Annotated in this window: 13 protein-coding genes; 10 read left to right on the top strand and 3 right to left on the bottom strand. The window is 68.0% G+C overall.

Annotation, left to right across the window (positions count from 1 at the left end; all coding sequences use genetic code 11):
* Positions 1–103 precede the first annotated feature (103 nt).
* Positions 104–1,447 (top strand): YihY/virulence factor BrkB family protein, encoded by a 1,344-nt coding sequence (locus ACYQ07_RS10490; RefSeq protein WP_459881117.1) that lies wholly within the window; start codon positions 104–106, stop codon positions 1,445–1,447.
* Between the two features lie 3 nt (positions 1,448–1,450).
* On the top strand, positions 1,451–2,386 hold the full coding sequence (locus ACYQ07_RS10485; protein WP_459881114.1) for a phosphatase PAP2 family protein: 936 nt from the start codon (positions 1,451–1,453) through the stop codon (positions 2,384–2,386).
* Positions 2,387–2,401: 15 nt separating this feature from the next.
* Here ACYQ07_RS10485 and glnA read toward each other — a convergent pair whose 3' ends face one another.
* Positions 2,402–3,772 (bottom strand): type I glutamate--ammonia ligase, encoded by a 1,371-nt coding sequence (glnA, locus tag ACYQ07_RS10480; protein WP_459881112.1) that lies wholly within the window; start codon positions 3,770–3,772, stop codon positions 2,402–2,404.
* Positions 3,773–3,898: 126 nt separating this feature from the next.
* Here glnA and lrp point away from each other — a divergent pair, with 126 nt between their 5' ends.
* From lrp to ACYQ07_RS10465, 3 genes are all read left to right on the top strand, one after another.
* Positions 3,899–4,357 carry an HTH-type transcriptional regulator Lrp gene (lrp, locus tag ACYQ07_RS10475; protein WP_459881110.1) on the top strand — a complete coding sequence of 153 codons (459 nt, stop codon included), beginning with the start codon at positions 3,899–3,901 and terminating at the stop codon, positions 4,355–4,357.
* Positions 4,358–4,488: 131 nt separating this feature from the next.
* Complete coding sequence (locus tag ACYQ07_RS10470; RefSeq protein WP_459881107.1) at positions 4,489–4,887, top strand: hypothetical protein; 399 nt, start codon at positions 4,489–4,491, stop codon at positions 4,885–4,887.
* A gap of 64 nt (positions 4,888–4,951) precedes the next feature.
* Positions 4,952–7,120, top strand: coding sequence for a hydrogenase iron-sulfur subunit (locus tag ACYQ07_RS10465; protein WP_459881104.1), 2,169 nt, complete (start codon positions 4,952–4,954; stop codon positions 7,118–7,120).
* A gap of 44 nt (positions 7,121–7,164) precedes the next feature.
* On the opposite strand, the gene ACYQ07_RS10460 is transcribed toward ACYQ07_RS10465, so the two are convergent.
* A complete protein-coding gene (locus ACYQ07_RS10460) occupies positions 7,165–8,079 on the bottom strand; it encodes a DUF7124 domain-containing protein (RefSeq protein ID WP_459881101.1) in 915 nt (304 codons plus the stop codon).
* Between the two features lie 346 nt (positions 8,080–8,425).
* Between ACYQ07_RS10460 and ACYQ07_RS10455 the strand changes: the two genes are divergently transcribed.
* The 4 genes from ACYQ07_RS10455 (at position 8,426) to ACYQ07_RS10440 (ending at position 13,921) form a co-directional block, all read left to right on the top strand.
* Entirely contained in the window at positions 8,426–11,386 is a 2,961-nt protein-coding gene (locus ACYQ07_RS10455) for a molybdopterin-dependent oxidoreductase (RefSeq protein ID WP_459881098.1), read from the top strand.
* Positions 11,387–11,392: 6 nt separating this feature from the next.
* A complete protein-coding gene (locus tag ACYQ07_RS10450) occupies positions 11,393–11,992 on the top strand; it encodes a 4Fe-4S dicluster domain-containing protein (RefSeq protein WP_459881095.1) in 600 nt (199 codons plus the stop codon).
* Between the two features lie 6 nt (positions 11,993–11,998).
* Positions 11,999–13,102, top strand: coding sequence for a dehydrogenase (locus ACYQ07_RS10445; RefSeq protein WP_459881092.1), 1,104 nt, complete (start codon positions 11,999–12,001; stop codon positions 13,100–13,102).
* A gap of 72 nt (positions 13,103–13,174) precedes the next feature.
* Positions 13,175–13,921 (top strand): TorD/DmsD family molecular chaperone, encoded by a 747-nt coding sequence (locus ACYQ07_RS10440; protein ID WP_459881089.1) that lies wholly within the window; start codon positions 13,175–13,177, stop codon positions 13,919–13,921.
* Between the two features lie 644 nt (positions 13,922–14,565).
* Here the strand turns inward: ACYQ07_RS10440 and ACYQ07_RS10435 are convergent.
* Complete coding sequence (locus ACYQ07_RS10435) at positions 14,566–16,386, bottom strand: aldehyde ferredoxin oxidoreductase family protein (RefSeq protein ID WP_459881085.1); 1,821 nt, start codon at positions 16,384–16,386, stop codon at positions 14,566–14,568.
* A 774-nt stretch (positions 16,387–17,160) separates the two neighbouring features.
* Between ACYQ07_RS10435 and ACYQ07_RS10430 the strand changes: the two genes are divergently transcribed.
* Positions 17,161–17,844, top strand: coding sequence for a molybdenum cofactor guanylyltransferase (locus tag ACYQ07_RS10430; RefSeq protein ID WP_459881082.1), 684 nt, complete (start codon positions 17,161–17,163; stop codon positions 17,842–17,844).
* Position 17,845 lies beyond the last annotated feature (1 nt).

Genomic DNA, 17,845 nt, shown 5'->3' with positions numbered 1-17,845 from the left:
CACGAGGGTCACGGCCGCAGCGACCCTGCGCGACCTTGGACACCCACCACGGATGAGCGACGGACCCCGCTCGTTTTTGTAGCCGTCGGGCGAACCGGCTGGCGTGAGCGGAACTCCGAACACTCTCGTCGGGACGGTCCGGGCGGTCGTCGACGCCGCCCAGGACCAGCGCGTCACGTTTCTGGCGGCGAGCGTTGCCTACTACGCGTTCGTCTCGTTGATCCCCGCGCTGTTGTTGCTCGTCGTGATCACGAGCAGCGTGTTGAGCGAGGCCGTCGCCCAGCAGCTGCTCACGGTCACCGGCGAGTTTCTTACGCCGACCGGCGAGGAGGCGATCGAGGCGGCCATCGCGTCGGCACAGGGGCGTTCGGGGGCGACGGTGATCGGCGTCGCCGTGCTCGTCTGGTCGACACTCAAGGTGTTCCGGGGGCTCGACACCGCCTTCCTGCAGGTGTACGGCGTCGAGGAGGAGGTCACCTTCCTCGACCAGCTGCTGGACGCGGCGTCGGTCGCCGTCGGAATCGGCGTCGGCATCGCCGTGATGGTCGGCGTCGGGACGTTCGTCGCCGCCGTCGACGCGTTGCCGGCGCTGGAGGTGGCGAGCATCGTGTTGCTGCCGGCGTTCCTCACGGTCGTGTTCCTCCCGATGTACTACCTGCTCCCGTATCCGGAGGTGTCGGTGCGTGAGGCGCTGCCGGGCGCCGCCTTCGCCGCCGTCGGCTGGACCGTGCTCCAGACCGGCTTTCAGGTGTACGCCGCACAGGCCGGCCAGTATCAGGTGTACGGCGTCATCGGCGGGATCCTGCTGCTCGTGACGTGGCTCTACATCGCCGCCATCGTCGTGATGCTCGGTGCGGTGATCAACGTCGTGCTTGCGGAGGGGCGCGAGCCCGGGTTCGACCACGACCCCGTTACCTCGCCGCTGGCGCCCGGCGAGTTCGTGGACCGGCAGCTACAACACGGGCCGGGCCGACCCACGAGTATGACCGGCAAGCGGGACCGGGCGGCCGAAGGTGCCGCCGGGGAGGATGCAGCCAAGGACGGTGCGGGCGACGACGAGCGCCCCCGCGGCGCACCCGACGTCGCGAGCCTCGAAGCGGAGGTGCGGCGGCTGCGCGCCGACCTCGACGAGTTCGAGGACGACGTGGAAAAGCGAACCGTCGACAAGCCGAAGCTGGAGACCGAGATGAAGGCGTACGTCCGCTCGCGGATGCGCCGCGGCCACGCCCGCGGATGGGGGCCGTATCTCGTGTTGCTGTACGGCACGATACTGACGCTCGGCGCGTTCTACTGGATGGACGGGATCTACGCCATCGGCGCCATGTTCGTGCTGGCGCTGTCGACGCTCGGGCTGTACGTCGTGTTCATCGCCGTCGGCATCGGTCTCAACCTGATCGAGGCGCCCGCGAAGGCGCTCGACTACGCCCGCGACCGGGGCGGCGACTGAGCCGTGGCCCGGTCGGTCGGCGAGTTCGCGCTCGTCGACGCCCTCCCCGACGCCGTCGTCGTCCTCCTCGCGGCAACCACCCACCTTGCGGACACCTGGTTCCTCTTTGCGCTGTTGGCGACCGGCTACTGGTTCGGCACCGACCGGTACGCGAGCGATCCTCGGCGTGCGGGTGCGGTCGCCATCGCGCTCGTGACGCTCGTGCTCGCGGCGGTGACGCTCGGAAAGGTGGCGTTCGCCGTCCCGCGACCGCCCGCGGAGCCCGTGCCGCCGACGTGGCTGGTCGGACCGCTGGAAGGGTGGTTCCTCGCCGAAGTCGCCTCGGACGGGTTCGGCTTCCCGAGCGGACATGCCGCGGGTGCGGCCGCCGCGTACGGCGCGCTTGCGCTACTTGCGGATCGGAGCGGGAGCTCTCGTGGTCGGCTGGTGGCAGCCGCCGGTGTGGCGGTCGCGGTGGCGGCCTCGCGGGTCGTGCTTCAGGTCCATTACCTGGTCGACATCGTCGTCGGCGCGCTGCTCGCAGTCGGCCTTCTTCTCGTCGGCCTCCGGCTTGCGGGCGACGGCCGATTCCGGGCGGATCACGGACGACCGCTGGACCCGACACCCGTGTTTCTGCTGGCCGCGGTCGTCTCCGGGGCCGCCGTCGTCGTCGCAATGGCCGGCGGACACGGCGAGGAAGTCGTCGAGGCCGGAATCGGCGTCGGGACGGGTCTCGGTGGCGCCGCGGGCTGGCGGCTGATGACGGGCGACGAGCCGGCGGTCCCGCTTCGGCTTGCGGTCCCGACGCTCGCGGTCACGGGTGCGGTCTGGGTCGTCGTGTTCGCCACGCTGCCGTCGCTCCCCGTGACGGTGGGACTGACGATAGCGACGGTCGCCGTCGTGCTCGCGATGCCGGCGATCGCGGCGAGCAGGGTCAAAAAAGCGGATTCGGCGGCGTAAACCGGATAGTCCCGGTTAGAACGTCTCGAGGTAGCGGTCCTCCTCCCACTCGGACACCTGGGTGAGGTACTCGCTGAACTCCTGGGACTTCGCCTCCGCGAACTTCTCGGAGACGTGCGGGCCGAGCGCCTCCTGGAGCACGTCGTCGGCCTCCAGCTCCTCGACGGCGGCGCCGAGGTTCGGCGGGAGCGTCTCGATGCCGTACTCCTGACGTTTCTCGTCGTCGAACTCGTAGATGTCCTCGCGAACCGGATCGCCGGGGTCGGCATCGTTCTTGATGCCGTCGAGCCCCGCGGCGATGAGCGACGCCATGCCGAGGTAGGGGTTACACGACGGGTCGGGGCTGCGGACCTCGAAGCGTGCGGAGACGCCGGCGGCGTCCGGCACGCGGACGAGCGCCGAGCGGTTCGTGTCGGACCACGCGACGTAGATGGGTGCCTCGTAGCCGGGCACCAGCCGCTTGTAGGAGTTCACGGTCGGGTTGGTGACGGCCGTGAACGCGGGCGCGTGGTTCAGGATGCCGCCCATGAACTTGTAGGCGGTCTCGCTGAGATTGAACTCGTCGTCGTCGTCCGCGAACGCGTTGTTGCCGTCCTCGTCGAACAGCGAAATGTGGCTGTGCATCCCCGAGCCGTTGATCGCCGCGATCGGCTTGGGCATGAACGTCGCGTGGAGGTCGTGCTGGGCTGCGACGGCGCGGACAACGGCGCGGAACGTCGCGATGTTGTCGGCCGTCGTGAGCGCGTCGTCGTACTTGAAGTTGATCTCGTGTTGGCCCTCGGCGACCTCGTGGTGGGAGGCCTCGATCTCGAAGCCCATGTCCTCCAGCGTGAAGATGATCTCCTTGCGGACGTCGGACGCGAGGTCCTTGGGTGCGAGGTCGAAGTAGCCGCCGTTGTCGTGTGGGATCGTCGTCGCGTTGCCCTCGTCGTCGGTCTTGAACAGGAAGAACTCCGGCTCGGGACCGATGGAGACGGAGTAGCCCATCTCCTCGGCCTCCTCGAGCACGCTTTTGAGCACCTGACGCGGACCGCCCACGAACGGCTCGCCGTCGGTGTCTACGATATCACAGATGAGGCGCGCGGCGCCGGTGCCGTCCTCGCCGTCGCGCCACGGGAGCACCGCGAACGTGTCGGGGTCGGGGACGAGCCGCATGTCCGACTCCTGGATCCGAACGAACCCCTCGATGGAGGAGCCGTCGAAGTAGATTCCCTCGGTGAACGCCTTCTCGGCCTGATGGGCCGGGACGGAAACGTTCTTGACGACTCCGAGAATATCCGTGAACTGGAGCCGGAGGAAGTCCACGTTCTGCTCTTCGATCTCGTCGAGAACCGCCTGCTCTTTCGCCGTGAGTCCGCCGTCAGTCATTGCGTGTTCGTCCGTCATGTTCTGGACGATTAGTTCCTCAACTCCCAGTATAAAGGCCTTGTCGCTTGGTGCATGAACCGCCACCTCCGGTTCTCGATTGGACATTCGTAAAATTCTAAACCCCCCAGGGCGTGTATGGGTGTAATGACGTACGAAAACCTCGACGCCAAACTCGTGAATTCACTACTCGGCGACGGTCGCGCCAGCCTCCGCAGCCTCGGCGAGGAGCTCGACGTCTCCGTGACGACCGTGTCGAACCACCTTCGCGACCTCGAGGACGAGGACGTGGTTCGCGGGTACACTCCCGTTCTGGATTACGACAAGCTCGGCTACGACGTGACGGCCATCCTTCAGCTGAAAGTGGAGGGGAGCGCGCTGCCGGACGTGACGGAGAAGCTCCGTCAGGAGAAGCAGATGGTCAGCGTCTACGAGGTCACCGGCGACTACGATGTGATCGCGATCGGCAAGTTCACCGACACCGACGGGATGAACGACCAGATCAAGGCGCTGTTGACGGACGCGGACATCCGTGAGTCCAACACCAGCGTCGTGCTCAACGCCGTCACCGAGAACGAGCAGTTCGAGCTCGACACCGACGTATAAGTTCGACGTCCGCGTGCAGTCGCTGCTTCTCGCGCACACGACGCCGGCGCGCGTCGCGACTCCCCGTGAGCGCCGATCCCCCTGAGCGCCGATGCCGCAACCGTCATACCGCTCGATGAGCAACCGGGGGTATGGAGATGGAGCTGCGGGTTTGCAAGCACTGCCACTCGGGCGAGCACGGTGACGAGGTGAAAACCGCCATCACGCGCGACATGGTGCGCGCCGCCGAGCGCCTCGCCGAGCACAAACACGTCATCAACCTCGACGAGATGCACGTGACGGAGGTGCAGGAGGGCGAGCCCGCCGGCCCCGAGCGCATCCCCGTCGTCGTCGGCGGCGTCCAGCAGGACACGCTGATGCTACAGGACACGCACCTCGCGGTCCGCGACGACGACGAGGGGATCCTCGTCTACCACGAGCCGGCCGACGTGCTCCAGGTGCTCACCCGAAACCTCGACCAGATCGCCGAACAGACGCTGGAGGACGTGACGATCGAGCTGTCGCCGGAGTCCGCGAAAGTCATCTCGTAGGCGACAGCCGACTCCATCGCCTCGCACGACAGATTTAATCCCGTCACATCGTAACCCTGCGCCAATGAAGACAGGCGCGTTTCTCTGTTCGTGTGCCGATACGTGTGACGTGGATCTCGAGGCGGCACGTGAAGGGGTCGCGGACGTCGACGTTTCCGCAAGCTCCAGTTTACTCTGCGGGGAGAAGATCGGCGCGTTCGAGTCGGTGATCGACGAGTACGAGCTCGACGAGGTAACCGTCACCTGCCCGGAGACGGCCGCACAGGAGAAGCTCCGTGCCGTCGCGGAGGAGAGCGGCGTCGCCGGCAGCAACGTCGAGTTCGTCGACCAGCGGGAGGCCGCCGGCTGGGTCCACGACGAGGCGGGCGCGACGGTGAAGACGGCCCGCATGCTCAACGCTCGTCGCGCGCGACGCGAGGCGGAGTCGATGGGGTCGTCGAGCATCCACCGCGCGGGCTACGACGTGGTCGTCGTCGGCGACCCGAAGGCCGCCGAGACGCTCTCGCCCGCCGCCGACGTGACGCTCATCGCGGACGGCGAGGAGCTCGCCGATGTGGACGCCGACCTCGAGGGCGTGGATGTCGAGCGCGGGCGCGTCACTGCGGTCGAGGGAACCTACGGCGAGTTCGAGGTCGTTCTGGAGGCGACCGTCACCAAGGACTGTATCTCCTGTATGAAGTGTGTCGAGGCCGGCCCCGACGGGATGGTCACTCGCTATCCCGTCGACATCGACCCGGCTGCGCCCGACGGCGGCTGGACCGACGTCTGTCCCACCGGCGCGATCGACATGGACGGCGTCACGCACACCCTCCCCGCGGACCAGGTCGTCTACCCCGCCGGCGACAGCGGGACGATCGGCGGCCAGCGCGGATTCCACACCGGACCGGTCGACGGCGCCACCGTCGAGGCGGTCGAGAGCCTGCTCGGCGGCTTCGAGGGCCCCGACCATCTGGAGCTCGACATGAGCGTCTGTGCCGCCGGCGACGGCGGGGCGCAGGGCTGTAACGAGTGTGTGGAGGCCTGTCCCCACGACGCCGTCGAGCGCGCCAGCATCGACGAGGTGGAGTTCCACCTTGACAGCTGTCAGGACTGCGGGGCGTGTACCAGCGCCTGTCCGACCGGCGCCACCCAGCTCCACGAGCCGAGCAACGAGATGCTCGCCCGTGAAGTCGAGGCGCTCGTCGACCCCGTCCTCGACGACCCCGGACTCGTCGAGGGGCTGCTCGGCGGCTCCAAACCGGAGCTCGGCGAGACGGTCGTCGCGTTCGTCTGCTCCGAGCGCGCCCAGCGCACCCTCACCGAGTACGGTCGGATGGCGGCCGCCGGCGACGACAGCATCGAGTACCCGCCGATCCTCCCGCTCAACGTGAACTGCACGGACACGGTGGGTGAGGCCCACGTCATGCACGCGCTGGCGGCCGGCGCGGACGGCGTCGCCATCGTCGGCTGTGGCGGGAGCTGTCTCCACTCCGGTCCCGACCCGAAAGCCGAGCTGGTCGACCGGCTCAACACCGCGACGACCGACCTCGGGCTGGGCGAGCGCGTCGCCTTCTTCGCGCCCGAGCCGGAGGCCCCCGGCGCGTTCGTCGAGGAAGTCTCGCAGTTCGTCGACCACACGCTGGACGAGACGCCGATTCCCGCCGGCGCACACGAGGCGACCGGCGGCATCGACGACCCGGACCGCCCGAATCCGCCGTTCGACAGTCACGGGTGGACGCTGGAGAGCGTCCGGGCGATCCTCGAACACGTCGAGCCGGAGCGCGACGAGGTTCGCGGCCTGAAGGACTTCGGCATCGTCGAGGTGGCGGAGGGCTGTACGCTCACGCCGACGTGTGCCAACTACTGTCCGACCGACGCGCTCCGCCGCACCGACACGGGACTCGACTTCAACCACGAACGCTGCGTGAACTGCGGGCTGTGTGAGGACGTCTGCGTCGAGGACGTGCTCTCCGTGGAGACGGGGCTGGACCTCTCGCGACTGCCCGAGAACCGCGAGGGGGACGAACCCGAGTGGGAGCAGCTGTACGAAGGGCAGATGCAGTCGTGTGCGGGCTGTGGCCGGAAGTACGCCAGCGAGGCGACCGTCGACGCCATCGAGGAGCGCGTCGGCGACAAGGTCGCCGACATGGCGCCCACCGAGGACCACGGCATCTTCGACTACTGTCCGGAGTGCCGCGCCGAGATGATGCACGGCAACACGGTTGGCGGGCGAGCAAAGCACGATAGCGAATAAAAACGCGCGACAGCCGTTCTCGTTACTCCTCGTATTCGATCTCCCTATTCCGCGTATTCGATCTCCCAGTCGGCGCCGTCGGCGGCGTCCGCGAGCGGGACGAACTCCCAGCCGGCTTCCTCCGCGATCCACTCGTCCCCCGAGGTGCCGACGACCGCCATCCGGTCGGCGTAGAACATCGAGTCCTCGGTGACGTCCTTGAGCCGCTCGGCGGGACCGGACTCGTTGCCGCCGAAGAAGTCGAGGTCGACGCCGTTGTCGCGCTGGAACTTGCGGATGGCGGGCGTCGACACCTTGCCGACGATCCCGATCCAGTCGCACCAGCCCCGGGCGTCGGCGACCGCGAACGCCGGGTCCGCGAGGCGGTTGACGGCCTCGTAGGTGAACGCCATCGTCATGTCGTCGGGGTCGGGGTTCCCGCCGTGGTTGGTGGTGCGGCGCTCGCGGGCGGCGTCCTCGTCGCTTCCGCCGGCGGCAGCGTCGGCGTCAGCACCGGCAGCGTCGGGCGTGGCTGCCGGCCCGTCGGTGTTCGGACCGCCGCCGGCGCCACCCTTCGACTGGGGGACGCCCACCGGTCCGGACTCCCGGGGGATCCCGGGCATCGCGGTGCCGGCCTCGGCGTCGGCGCTCTCATCCGTCGCGTCTGGTACGTCACCCTCGTCGGGCGCGGACGGCGCGTCCTCCTCGTCGACCACGTCGGGTGCGGACGGCGCCTCGGCCGTTCCGGCGGACGACTCCTCGCTCCCGCCGGCGCTCGGCGTCGCCTCGACGGCGCCCTCGGTGTCGGCTGTCGCTGTGTCCGCCTCGCCCGCACCGTCGTCAGGCCAGCCAACGTAGGCGGGCTCCGGCTCGTCGTCGGGGTCGCCGTCCTTCCAGAGCCAGTCGCCGTAGTTGCCGTCCGGCTCCTCCTCGGGCGCCTCCGACTCGAACTCCTCGTCGAGGTCGATCGTGTCGCTCATCGCCGTCCCCCGTCCGTGAGGCGACACGCCGGGCTCATCGTGTTCCACGCGCTCTTCATGCTCATCACGGTCCTGTAGGTCCCGAGGCGGAAATAAAGGCCACGGTGGGCCGGGCCCATCGGGCTCGACGCCGGCGTTCGACTTCCGAAAGATCCGTGAGATCGCCACGGAACAGTCATCTCACTAACCGTTCATTTGCGAGTAATTAACCCGTTTTGTAAACCACGGTAGTTACTAAAACCGGGATAAGGCGCTCCCCCGCCTCCGGCGAAACCGGTTCTCGTTTCCGAGCGATGTGATGTAACGATACAGAAGGCTTAATAGCGATCTGACGTAGTGATATAGCATGTCACGATCGATGATCGATTTGGACCGGCGGGGGTTCCTCAAGACGGGGGCAGCGGGGACGCTGGCTGCCGCCGTCGGCGGGCGAACGCTCGTCCAGCGTGGCGATGCATCGGACGGAGAATCCGATCCACCACACCATGACCCCGACGAAACGGAACTCGTCAAGACCGTCTGTACCCACTGTTCGGTGGGCTGCGGGCTGCAGATGGTCGTCGACGACGACACGATCGTCGGGCAGGAAACGTGGGACGACAACCCGATCAACAACGGTGGGCTCTGCTCGAAGGGCGCGTCCCTGACGCAGACCGAGAACTCGCCGAAGCGCCTCAAGCGCCCGATGAAGCTCGAGGACGGCGAGTGGCGCGTCGTCGACTACGACGAGGCGATCGCCGACATCACCGACCAGCTCAACGACATCAAACGCGAGACCGGTGCACACTCGACGTTCTGGTGTGGCTCGGCGTGTCACTCCAACGAGGCGGCGTACCTCATCCGGAAGCTCGCCTCGATGTACGGCACGAACAACATCGACCACCAGGCCCGTATCTGTCACTCGACGACGGTGACCGGCATCGCCAACACGTGGGGCGTGGGCGCGATGACGAACAACAACAACGACATGCGGAACGTCGACGTGAACCTCATCATCGGGCACAACCCGCTGGAGAGCCACCCGGTCGCGTGGCAGCACTTCCAGGAGGCCCAGCGTCGCGGTGGCGAGCACATCGTCGCCGAGCCGCGGTACACGAAGTCGGCGGCCGCCGCCGACGGCTACTACCAGTTCCGCTCGGGCACCGACGTGGCGTTCATCTACGGGCTCCTCTACCACATCGTCGAGGAGGACCTCTACGACGAGGAGTTCCTCAACGACCGCGTGATGGACTGGGAGGAGTTCCGTGACGAGAAGCTTCAGGAGTACGACCTCGAAACGGTCTCCGACATCTGTGGGATCGACGAGGAGGACCTCCAAGAGCTCGCCGAGCGCCTCGCCGCTGCGGACGTCTCCTGCGTCGAGTGGGCGATGGGCGGCACCCAGCACAACAACGCCAACGGCAACGTGCGTGCCTACGCGATGCTCAACCTCGCGCTGGGTCACTCCGCACAGTCCGCCGGCGGGACCCCCATCTACCGGGGTCACGACAACGTGCAGGGCGCGACCGACCTCGGCGTCGACGCCTCCAGCCTCCCCGGCTACTACGGGCTCGACGAGGGCGCGTGGCGTCACTGGGCGAACGTCTGGACGGAGACCGACTCCACGTCCGGCACCGTCTCCTACGAGGACATGGTCGACCAGTTCACGTCGACCGACCTGATGGAGAAGGACGGCTTCACCGTCGCGCGGTGGTACGAGGGCGTGCTCGACGACGAGTGGGAGATCTACCAGCCCGACCCGATCGAGGCCGCCATCTTCTGGGGCCACGGGCTCGGGTCGCTCTCCGAGTACGGCAAGGTGAAGGAGGCCATCGACGAGCTGGAGCTGATGGTCAACATCGACATCTTCCCGAACCAGGTCGCCGAGCTGGCGGAGATGGACACCGACACCGACGTCTACCTCCTGCCCGCGGCGACGAACCTCGAGGAGGCCGGCAGCGCCACAAACACGGGTCGTCAGATCCAGTGGCGCTACAAGGCCGCCGAGCCGGCACACGAGGCCCGTGCGGACTGGAAGCTGATGTGCCAGTTCGCGGAGGAACTCGGCTTCGGCGAGCACTTCGACTACGACGAGGTCGAGGATGTCACTCGCGAGTGGAACCTCGGCGTCCGCTCGGTCGGCTACATCGGCCAGACCCCGGAGCGCATGAAGGCACATATGGAGAACTCGGAGCTGTTCGACATCGACACACTCCTTCCGGATGTCGACGAGGACCACGACCTCCACGGGGAGTACTTCGGCCTCCCGTGGCCGTGCTGGCACGAGGACCACCCCGGCACGCCGATTCTGTATGACGCTTCCAAACACCCGTCAGAGGGCGGGATGGACTTCCGCGCCCGCTGGTGGGAGAGCCCGGACGACAACCGGCAGCTGCGTAACTCCTACGAGCCCGACTGGTGGGACGGCACAATCGAGGGCGTTCCGCAGTACCCGATGTTCCACACGTATCTGCCGGACGGCGACCCGGCGGAGAAGACGCTCCCGATGGAGTACGCCGAAAGCGAGGAGCACTCGGTCGCCGACCTCGCCGAGGCGCTCGACGAGGAAGGGTACGACGTGGATGTCGACATGTACGCGGAGTTCGACAACCCGCAGCCCGACGCGGCGTGGGGCCGCGGCCGCGCCCGTATGAAGGCGTGGAACCTCACCGACGAGTACCCGGAACACCGGGAGCCCGCCATCTCCCCGCGCGAGGACCTCATCGACGAGTACCCCTGTAACGACCGCGTCGAGGACCACTGGCGGCTGGAGCTCGACAACCGCGCCGTACAGGAGGAACACCGCGAGGCACACCAGGAGTTCGACCTCGTGTTGACCTCCGGCCGACAGGTCGAGCACACCGGCGCCGGCGCCAAGACCCGCAGTACGCTGGGCACAGCGTCGCGCGCGCCGATGATGTACCTGGAGGTCCACCCCGACTACGCCGAGGAGAACCTCGAAGGGCTCGAGGACGGTGACTGGATCGTCGTGTCGAGCCCACAGGCCGACATGTCCGTCCAGCTCAAGATCTCCGAGCGCGTCGCCCCCGACCACGCGTTCGCGCCGTACCACTGGTCCGGCGTCCTCGAGGGCGATGTCAACACCGAGAACGTCCCGACCGACGAGGAGGGGAACGACCTCTCGCCGTTCGTCATCGGGTCGAGCATCAACCAGGGTACCTCGCCGGCGTACGACCGGGAGACGCAGATGCAGGAGACGAAGTCGACCCTGTGTACCGTCCGTCCGGCCGACGACGACGAGATCCCCGAGCTTCCGTCCCAGCAGCAGGACTGGCAGGAGCAGCTCCTCAACCGCAACAAGCGCTAACAACCAATGAGCACACAACAATCAGACGGACCCGCACGAGTCATCCCGAACTGGGAGTCATGTATCGACTGCGGTGCCTGTGAGGTCGCCTGCCAGCGAACCTGGGACCTCCCGCCGGAGAGCCAACGGATCAAGGTCGTTCAGCTCGCCCACGGCACCAACGACGAGACGCAGAAGCCGATGCAGTGTTACAACTGCACGGAGGCACCCTGTGTCGATGTCTGTCCGACCGACGCGCTCCGCTTCCGCGACAACGGCAGCGTCCGCGTGAAGGCGGACCAGTGTATCGGCTGCCACTACTGTGGCGTCGGCTGTCCGTTCGGCGCGCCCCAGTACCCGCAGGCAGAGGTACCCAACGCCGCCGAGGAGACGCCGATGGGCGCCAAAAGCGGCGGCCTGATGGACAAATGTACGACCTGTGAGCCGCGCCAGGAGCGCGGGCTCGAACCCGCGTGTTCCTCCGAGTGTCCGACCGACGCGCTGCTGTTCGGCACCCCGGACGAACTCGCAGAAAAGCTCGAGGACGAACACGTCTCCAAGCCGTTCAACGACGCGGCGGCGGAGGTCGTCTTCGGAGCAGACGCGGACCGGATCATGCCGGAGTGACTACCAATGCCACTTGAAATCATATTCCAAGACCCGATCACGCAATGGAACTGGAAGATCGGCGTGTACGTCGCCCTCATCGGGATGGCCGGCGGCGCGTACCTGACGGGGTACGTCTCCGACCTGCTGGCCGACAGAAGCGGCTCGAAAACGCACGGTGCGGTCGCCAAGTTCGGCTACCTGATCGGCTTTATCGGCGCGGCGATCGGCGGTCCGGTGCTGCTGTCGCACCTGGCGACGCCGTTCCGCGCGATGATGATCCCGCTCACGATGACGAACCTGGGCTCGTGGATGGCCATCGGCTCGTACCTCATCATGCTGTTCGTGCTGGGGACGATCCTGATGTTCCTCTGGCTCGCGTTCGGCGAGGAGCGACCCTACGGCGCCGCCGGCGCGATTCCGGACGGCGGCCGCGAGGTCGCCTCCGACGGCGGTGACCCCGGCGCGGCGAAGGCGTCCACCGCGGGCGGCTTCCGTGGCGTCGCGGCGTCCGTCGGCCTGCTCGGCCCGGTCGACTCCCTGGCCGACTACACGCGCCCCACGAAGAAGGTCCGATTCGGCATCGGCGGCATCTTCGCGCTCATCGCGGCGGGCGTGCTGCTGTACTCCGCGATGGCGTTCGGCGAGGGCTCGACGGGTCGCGTCCCGCTGTGGGACAAGACGTTCCTCATCCCGGTGCAGATCCTCAGCGGCCTCGGCGTCGGCCTCGCGGCCTCGGTCGGCCTGACGGCCGCCGTCGACCGCTCGCTCGGCGCGGACCTGCGCAAGCAGGCGACCGCCGCGGCCGGCCTGCTGGCCGGCACGCTGCTGGCGCTGGTCGCGACGGTGCTGTTCCTGCCCGGCGTCCGTGAGGGCGCAGGGCCCGCCGTCGACAACCTGCTCGGCGCGAACGCCGTCGGCTTCGTCGGCGGCGCGCTCGTCGCCGGGCTCGTCGTGCCGATCGCCCTGCTCGGCGTCGGCATCTACGGCGGCCGCAGCGGCTCCCTGTCGGAGACCGGCGTGGTCTCGACGTACGTGGTTGCCGCGGTACTGGCGGTCATCGGCAAGATCCTGCTCGCGCTGTCGTACCTGCAGGCGGCCGAGTTCACGCCGATGCCGCTGCCGGTGTAACGCCGCGAACCGACTTTTTCCCCGTTTCCAAACCCATTAGCGGTTGGAGTCTCCAGATCTACACAACGACCAATGACCGATTCACAACGCACCGACGACGAACGCGCGGAGCTGTACGGCTTCCTCTCTGGCGTCCTCGCGGACGCACCCGAAGCCGAGGGCGTCAGCCAGCTCCTCGACGAGGACTACCCGCACGACGCCTCGCCGCAGGCGATTCAGAACGGCTTCGAGCTCCTCCGTGAGTGGCAGACGACCGTCGACGACCCCGAGGCCGAGGCCAAGCGGCTCAACGGCGTCCACACGAGCCTGTTCATCGGACCGCACCCGAAGATGCAGGCGTACGAGTCGTGGTACGCCGACGACTTCCACGGCCAGCCGCTGGCCGCGGTGAAAGGCACCATCGACGATCTCGGCCTGGAGCTCGGCGACCTCCGTGAGGAGCCCGACCACGTCGCCGTCGAGCTCGCCATCCTCGAAGTGCTGGCGGCGGGCGGTGACGACGATCTCCGCCGGGCGTTCTTCCACATGCACGGCTGGTGGCTGCCCGACGTGGCCGAGGACATCAAGAAGCTGGCCGACGACACCTTCTACGAGGCGGTCGGCTGGCTGCTGGAGGGCGTGTTACAGGCGGACGCCTACAGTCTGAGCGTCGACCTGGACAAGCTGGAGCCGGGCTACCAGCTGGAAGCCGACGTGCCGACCGAGGAGGAGCTGACGACGACGGAGGCGTTCGTCCCGCCGACGGGCGAGGACGGCGCCGCGGGACCGGCGCCCGGCGAGGAGCCGCCGGGCGAGCCGCCCGAGGAGTTCCAGGGCTGAGACCGACGCGGATTTCGCTTTTGGGCTCCGCTGTAGTTCTCATCAAGAGCACATTCTGGTCCTGTTCCGGTTAGTATACGGCCCCCGATGAGTGATCTCGGGAGTACGTGTATCATGAGGTCGGGTGTGCCGTTTATAAACGGAGCGTGGGTGGGGGTGGGGTTCGTTTATAAGGAGAGGTTGTTCGGTGAGTTGCTGGTGGTACGCTGATGGGGACCGCCTTCAAAAGCCCCAGCCTGCTCCGGTCGAGGGGCTTGCTGCGCGCTTTTCAGGGCGTCGGGCGGTGCGGAGAGACGCCCTGAAAAGTGCTTGCGTCACCCGTCTTCCCGGAGCAGGCTGCCCCTTTGAGTCCCTCCCCGCACAGCACCGCACAGCAGCCTCAGTCCTCCCCAGCCTCGGTCGACGGCGGCCGCGGGGCCGCTCCGCGGCCGCCGCCGACCTCCCTCGCGCGCGCTTCTCGCGCGCGCCGACCGCATCTTAGGTTTATAAGATAGCAGCGAAACCGCTCACGACCATTTATAAGTGATTCCCGATGCCGTCAGTTGCAATACCCACTCCCGGTGTCGATCAGTAGGTCGCTCTCTTCGGCCTACGTACCACACTGGACCACGCATTAAAAGGGAGTTCAACGGAGCCGGGGTTCGCTACTCGAACGGCGTCCCGACGGGCGTGTCCGCGTCGCGAACGCCGGCGAGGTCGAGTCGCTCCAGCGTCGCCGCCGTCGGGAGGCCGTCTTCGCCCCAACCACGAGCGACGTAGTAGGCGTCGAGCAGGCGGTCGAGCGCGTCGGCGTCGACGCGGCTCCCCTCGGCGGGACCCTCCTCGATCGGCTCGGAGAGTGCCTCGGGAAGCACGTCGTCGGACCGGTCGACGCCCTCGCGGGCGTTGAACAGCCGGACGAGGGACCAGATGCGCTCGCCGGCTCGCCGGAGCTCCTCCGGTTCCGTCGGGATCGGAGCGCCCACGGAGTCGGCGTAAGCGGCGGTGAAGACGGCGCCGCAGTCGCGCCACAGCGTCTCGCCGGCGAAGTCGTCGGCGACGAGACTCCACAACACCGAGCGAGTGTCCTGGGCGGCGACCACTGCCGTCACGCGCTCGTCGCGGTCCCACGCCGCGAACACCTCCTCCTCGATGGGGCGCGCGCGCCGATGACAGCCGCCGCGGTCGCTCGTCGCGTACGCGAGCGCCATCCCTGCGGCAGCACGCGGGTCGTAGGAGGGGAGCTCCATCGACTTCACCGTGGGGATGGTGTCGGCACCGAACTGCTCTGCGGCGGCGTCGACGCCCTCTCGGAGTGCATCGATGACCGCCTCGTCGATCTCGTAGTCGGGGCTGGACTCCCCGGTCGCCACGGCCCGGATCACCGCGCGGGCGGCGGCGGGGTCGCCGAAGGTCACGTCGGTGTCGATGACACCCGTCTCGGTCGCGCGGGCGAGCCACGCAACGGCGTTGCCCGCGGTGATCACGTCGACGCCCACGCGGTCACAGCACTCGCCGAGCGCGGCGACCGCGTCGAAGTCGTCGACGCCGAGGCCGGCGCCGAGCGTCATCGGGGCGGCGCCACGGGGAACGGTGTCGCCGTCGTCCGTCTCGACGCGGAACCCGCCGGGCACGGTCTCGTCCGGGTTCTCGCGGGCGTGTGAGGCCTCGCGCGCAGCGTCGATGCCGACGGCGTCGGCCGACTCGAACCGGCTGGACTGCCACCCTTCCGTGGCGAGCGCGCCGACCTCGTTGGCGAAGTCGACGGACTCCAGCGTCTCGCCGGCGGCCTGCCAGCGACCCGTGTCGTCGTCCGCGTAGCGGTCGGCGTACTCCTCCCGGAGCCGAGCGAGTTCGGGCGTCGGCGGCTCGGCCGGCGGGCCGCGGGCGAGGACGGCCTTCAGCCCCTTTGCCCCCATCACGGCGCCGGCACCGCCGCGGCCGGCGTGGTGATCCCCGGCGTCGCTGGCGATAGTGGCGTATGAGACGCCGCGCTCGCCGGCCGGGCCGACGCAGGCGACGGCCGCGTCGGGATGGGCCTCGGCGGACGCAACGGTGTCTTTGCCCCACGTCTCTGCGGGGACGATCTCGGCGTCGCCGTTCTCGATCTCGATCCGCACGGGGTCGTCGCCGTCGTCGCGCTCGCCGACGACGAGCAGGGCGAGACAGTCGTCGAGGCTCCCCGCGAGCCGGCTCGCGAACTCGCCGCCGGCGTACGAGTCCAGAAACAGCCCGGTGAGCGGGGATTTGGTGACCGCGGCGTAGCGGCCCTCGCCGGGAAGCGTCCCCGACAGTGGGCCGACACAGAACGCCAGCAGGTTCTCTGGGCCGAGCGGGTCGGCGCTGGCCGGCAGCTCCTCGTAGAGGTAGCGGGCGCCGAGGCCCTTTCCGCCGATAAAGCGCCGTCGCCACGACTCGGGGACGGGCTCGCGCTCGACGGTTCCCGCAGACAGATCCGCCCGCAACACGTGTGTTCGTCCGGCCATGCGATGTTCAGGCGAGGTTACGCGCCCGCACGTATATGCTGTCGGATCCCGGGAGTTCGGATCCGTTCACGACGTTTTAGATAGAACACAGGATGACGCAGCCATTCGATAGAAACTTCCCATTAATCAACCTCGGGAGTGAGTGTTGCAGATCGTCGGTGGTGATGTAGTATATAAACGGTCGAGAGTAGAAGTAACGTCTGACTTATAAACGGAGGCGCGGTGCGGTGGCGCGCCCGGCGAGCGCCCCGCGGGTGCTCGCCGGCGCGCGAGGGAGTCGTCGCCGCAGGCGACGACGAGGCTGGGGAGGCGTGAGGTGCGGTCGCTGTGCGGTGCCGGGCGGGACTCAAAGGGGCAGCCGGCTCCGGGAAGACGGGCGACGCAAGCACTCAAAAGGGCGAGCCGTGCGAGCCCTTTTGAGCGCGCAGCGAGCCCCTCGACTGGAGCCGGCTGGGGCTTTGCAGGCGGTCCCTACCAGCGTATCTCCAGCAACTCACCGGACAACCTCTACTTATAAACGAACCACAACACCACCAACGTCCCACTGATAAACGCCAACACCAACCTCGTACAACACCCACTCCCGAGGTCACTCATCAAGGAGTCTGCAAAGACTGCGGCAGAATTGGTGTTTTCACCCGAGAAGGGTTTCAACGGAACCGGGAGTTCGCACGTCGGAGTGCGGAATTCGTCCGGCTCATCTCGAACGTTCGCGTCGTTCCGCAGGGAGTTCGGACCACAAACGCGAAGGTGCGCCGGCGCCCAACACCGGACATGCCGACCGGAGCCATCGTCGCGGGCGGGCGCTCGACCCGCTTTGGCGACGCCGACAAGTCGGTCGCACCGCTCGCGGGAACGCCGATGGTTCGCCGGGTCGCGAACCGGCTGGCGGGCGTCGACGCCGCCGTGCCGCCGGGCGCCGAGCGCGCGAGCGGCGGCGAGCCCGTCGTCGACGACCTCGTGATCAACTGCCGGCCCGACCAGCGAGAGGCGATCGAGACGGCGCTGGCGGGGTACTCGCTGCCCGTGCGCTGGGCGCTGGACGACGACACCGACCTCGGGCCGATGGCGGGGATCCGCAACGCCTGCCGGGCGGCACCCTCGGAGTACGCGTTCGTCGTCGCCTGCGACATGCCGTTCGTCGACCCGTCGTTCGCGGCCGCCCTGCTGGAGCGCGCGGAGGGCCACGACGCCGCGGTGCCACAGCTGGAGGACCAGTGGTACCAGACGACGCAAGCGGCCTACCGCGCGGACGCGATGGCCGATGCCTGCGAGGCCGCGCTCGCGCGCGGCGACCGGAAGATCCTCGACCCGGTGTTCGAGACGGACTACGTCGTCGTCGACGACGCGACGATCCGGTCGCTCACGACCGAACGCACCTTCTCGAACATCAACACCCGTGAGGAACTGTCGGCGGCAGAAGACCACGTCCGGGAGTTCGCGGGCGAGTCGACGTAGT

It is taken from the genome of Halorubrum gandharaense, from assembly GCF_054654575.1.
Note: the sequence above shows the minus strand (reverse complement) of the source record. Positions and strands in the feature narration are given on the sequence as shown.

What these genes read in the sequence shown, in the direction of transcription:
- ACYQ07_RS10470 (WP_459881107.1), top strand. Translation starts at nt 4,489, where the DNA reads ATGGAGATGGAGCTGCGGGTTTGCAAGCACTGCCACTCGGGCGAGCAC.
- ACYQ07_RS10435 (WP_459881085.1), bottom strand. Translation starts at nt 16,386, where the DNA reads ATGGCCGGACGAACACACGTGTTGCGGGCGGATCTGTCTGCGGGAACC.
- lrp (WP_459881110.1), top strand. Translation starts at nt 3,899, where the DNA reads ATGACGTACGAAAACCTCGACGCCAAACTCGTGAATTCACTACTCGGC.
- ACYQ07_RS10455 (WP_459881098.1), top strand. Translation starts at nt 8,426, where the DNA reads ATGTCACGATCGATGATCGATTTGGACCGGCGGGGGTTCCTCAAGACG.
- ACYQ07_RS10430 (WP_459881082.1), top strand. Translation starts at nt 17,161, where the DNA reads ATGCCGACCGGAGCCATCGTCGCGGGCGGGCGCTCGACCCGCTTTGGC.
- ACYQ07_RS10450 (WP_459881095.1), top strand. Translation starts at nt 11,393, where the DNA reads ATGAGCACACAACAATCAGACGGACCCGCACGAGTCATCCCGAACTGG.
- glnA (WP_459881112.1), bottom strand. Translation starts at nt 3,772, where the DNA reads ATGACGGACGAACACGCAATGACTGACGGCGGACTCACGGCGAAAGAG.
- ACYQ07_RS10460 (WP_459881101.1), bottom strand. Translation starts at nt 8,079, where the DNA reads ATGAGCGACACGATCGACCTCGACGAGGAGTTCGAGTCGGAGGCGCCC.
- ACYQ07_RS10440 (WP_459881089.1), top strand. Translation starts at nt 13,175, where the DNA reads ATGACCGATTCACAACGCACCGACGACGAACGCGCGGAGCTGTACGGC.
- ACYQ07_RS10465 (WP_459881104.1), top strand. Translation starts at nt 4,952, where the DNA reads ATGAAGACAGGCGCGTTTCTCTGTTCGTGTGCCGATACGTGTGACGTG.
- ACYQ07_RS10445 (WP_459881092.1), top strand. Translation starts at nt 11,999, where the DNA reads ATGCCACTTGAAATCATATTCCAAGACCCGATCACGCAATGGAACTGG.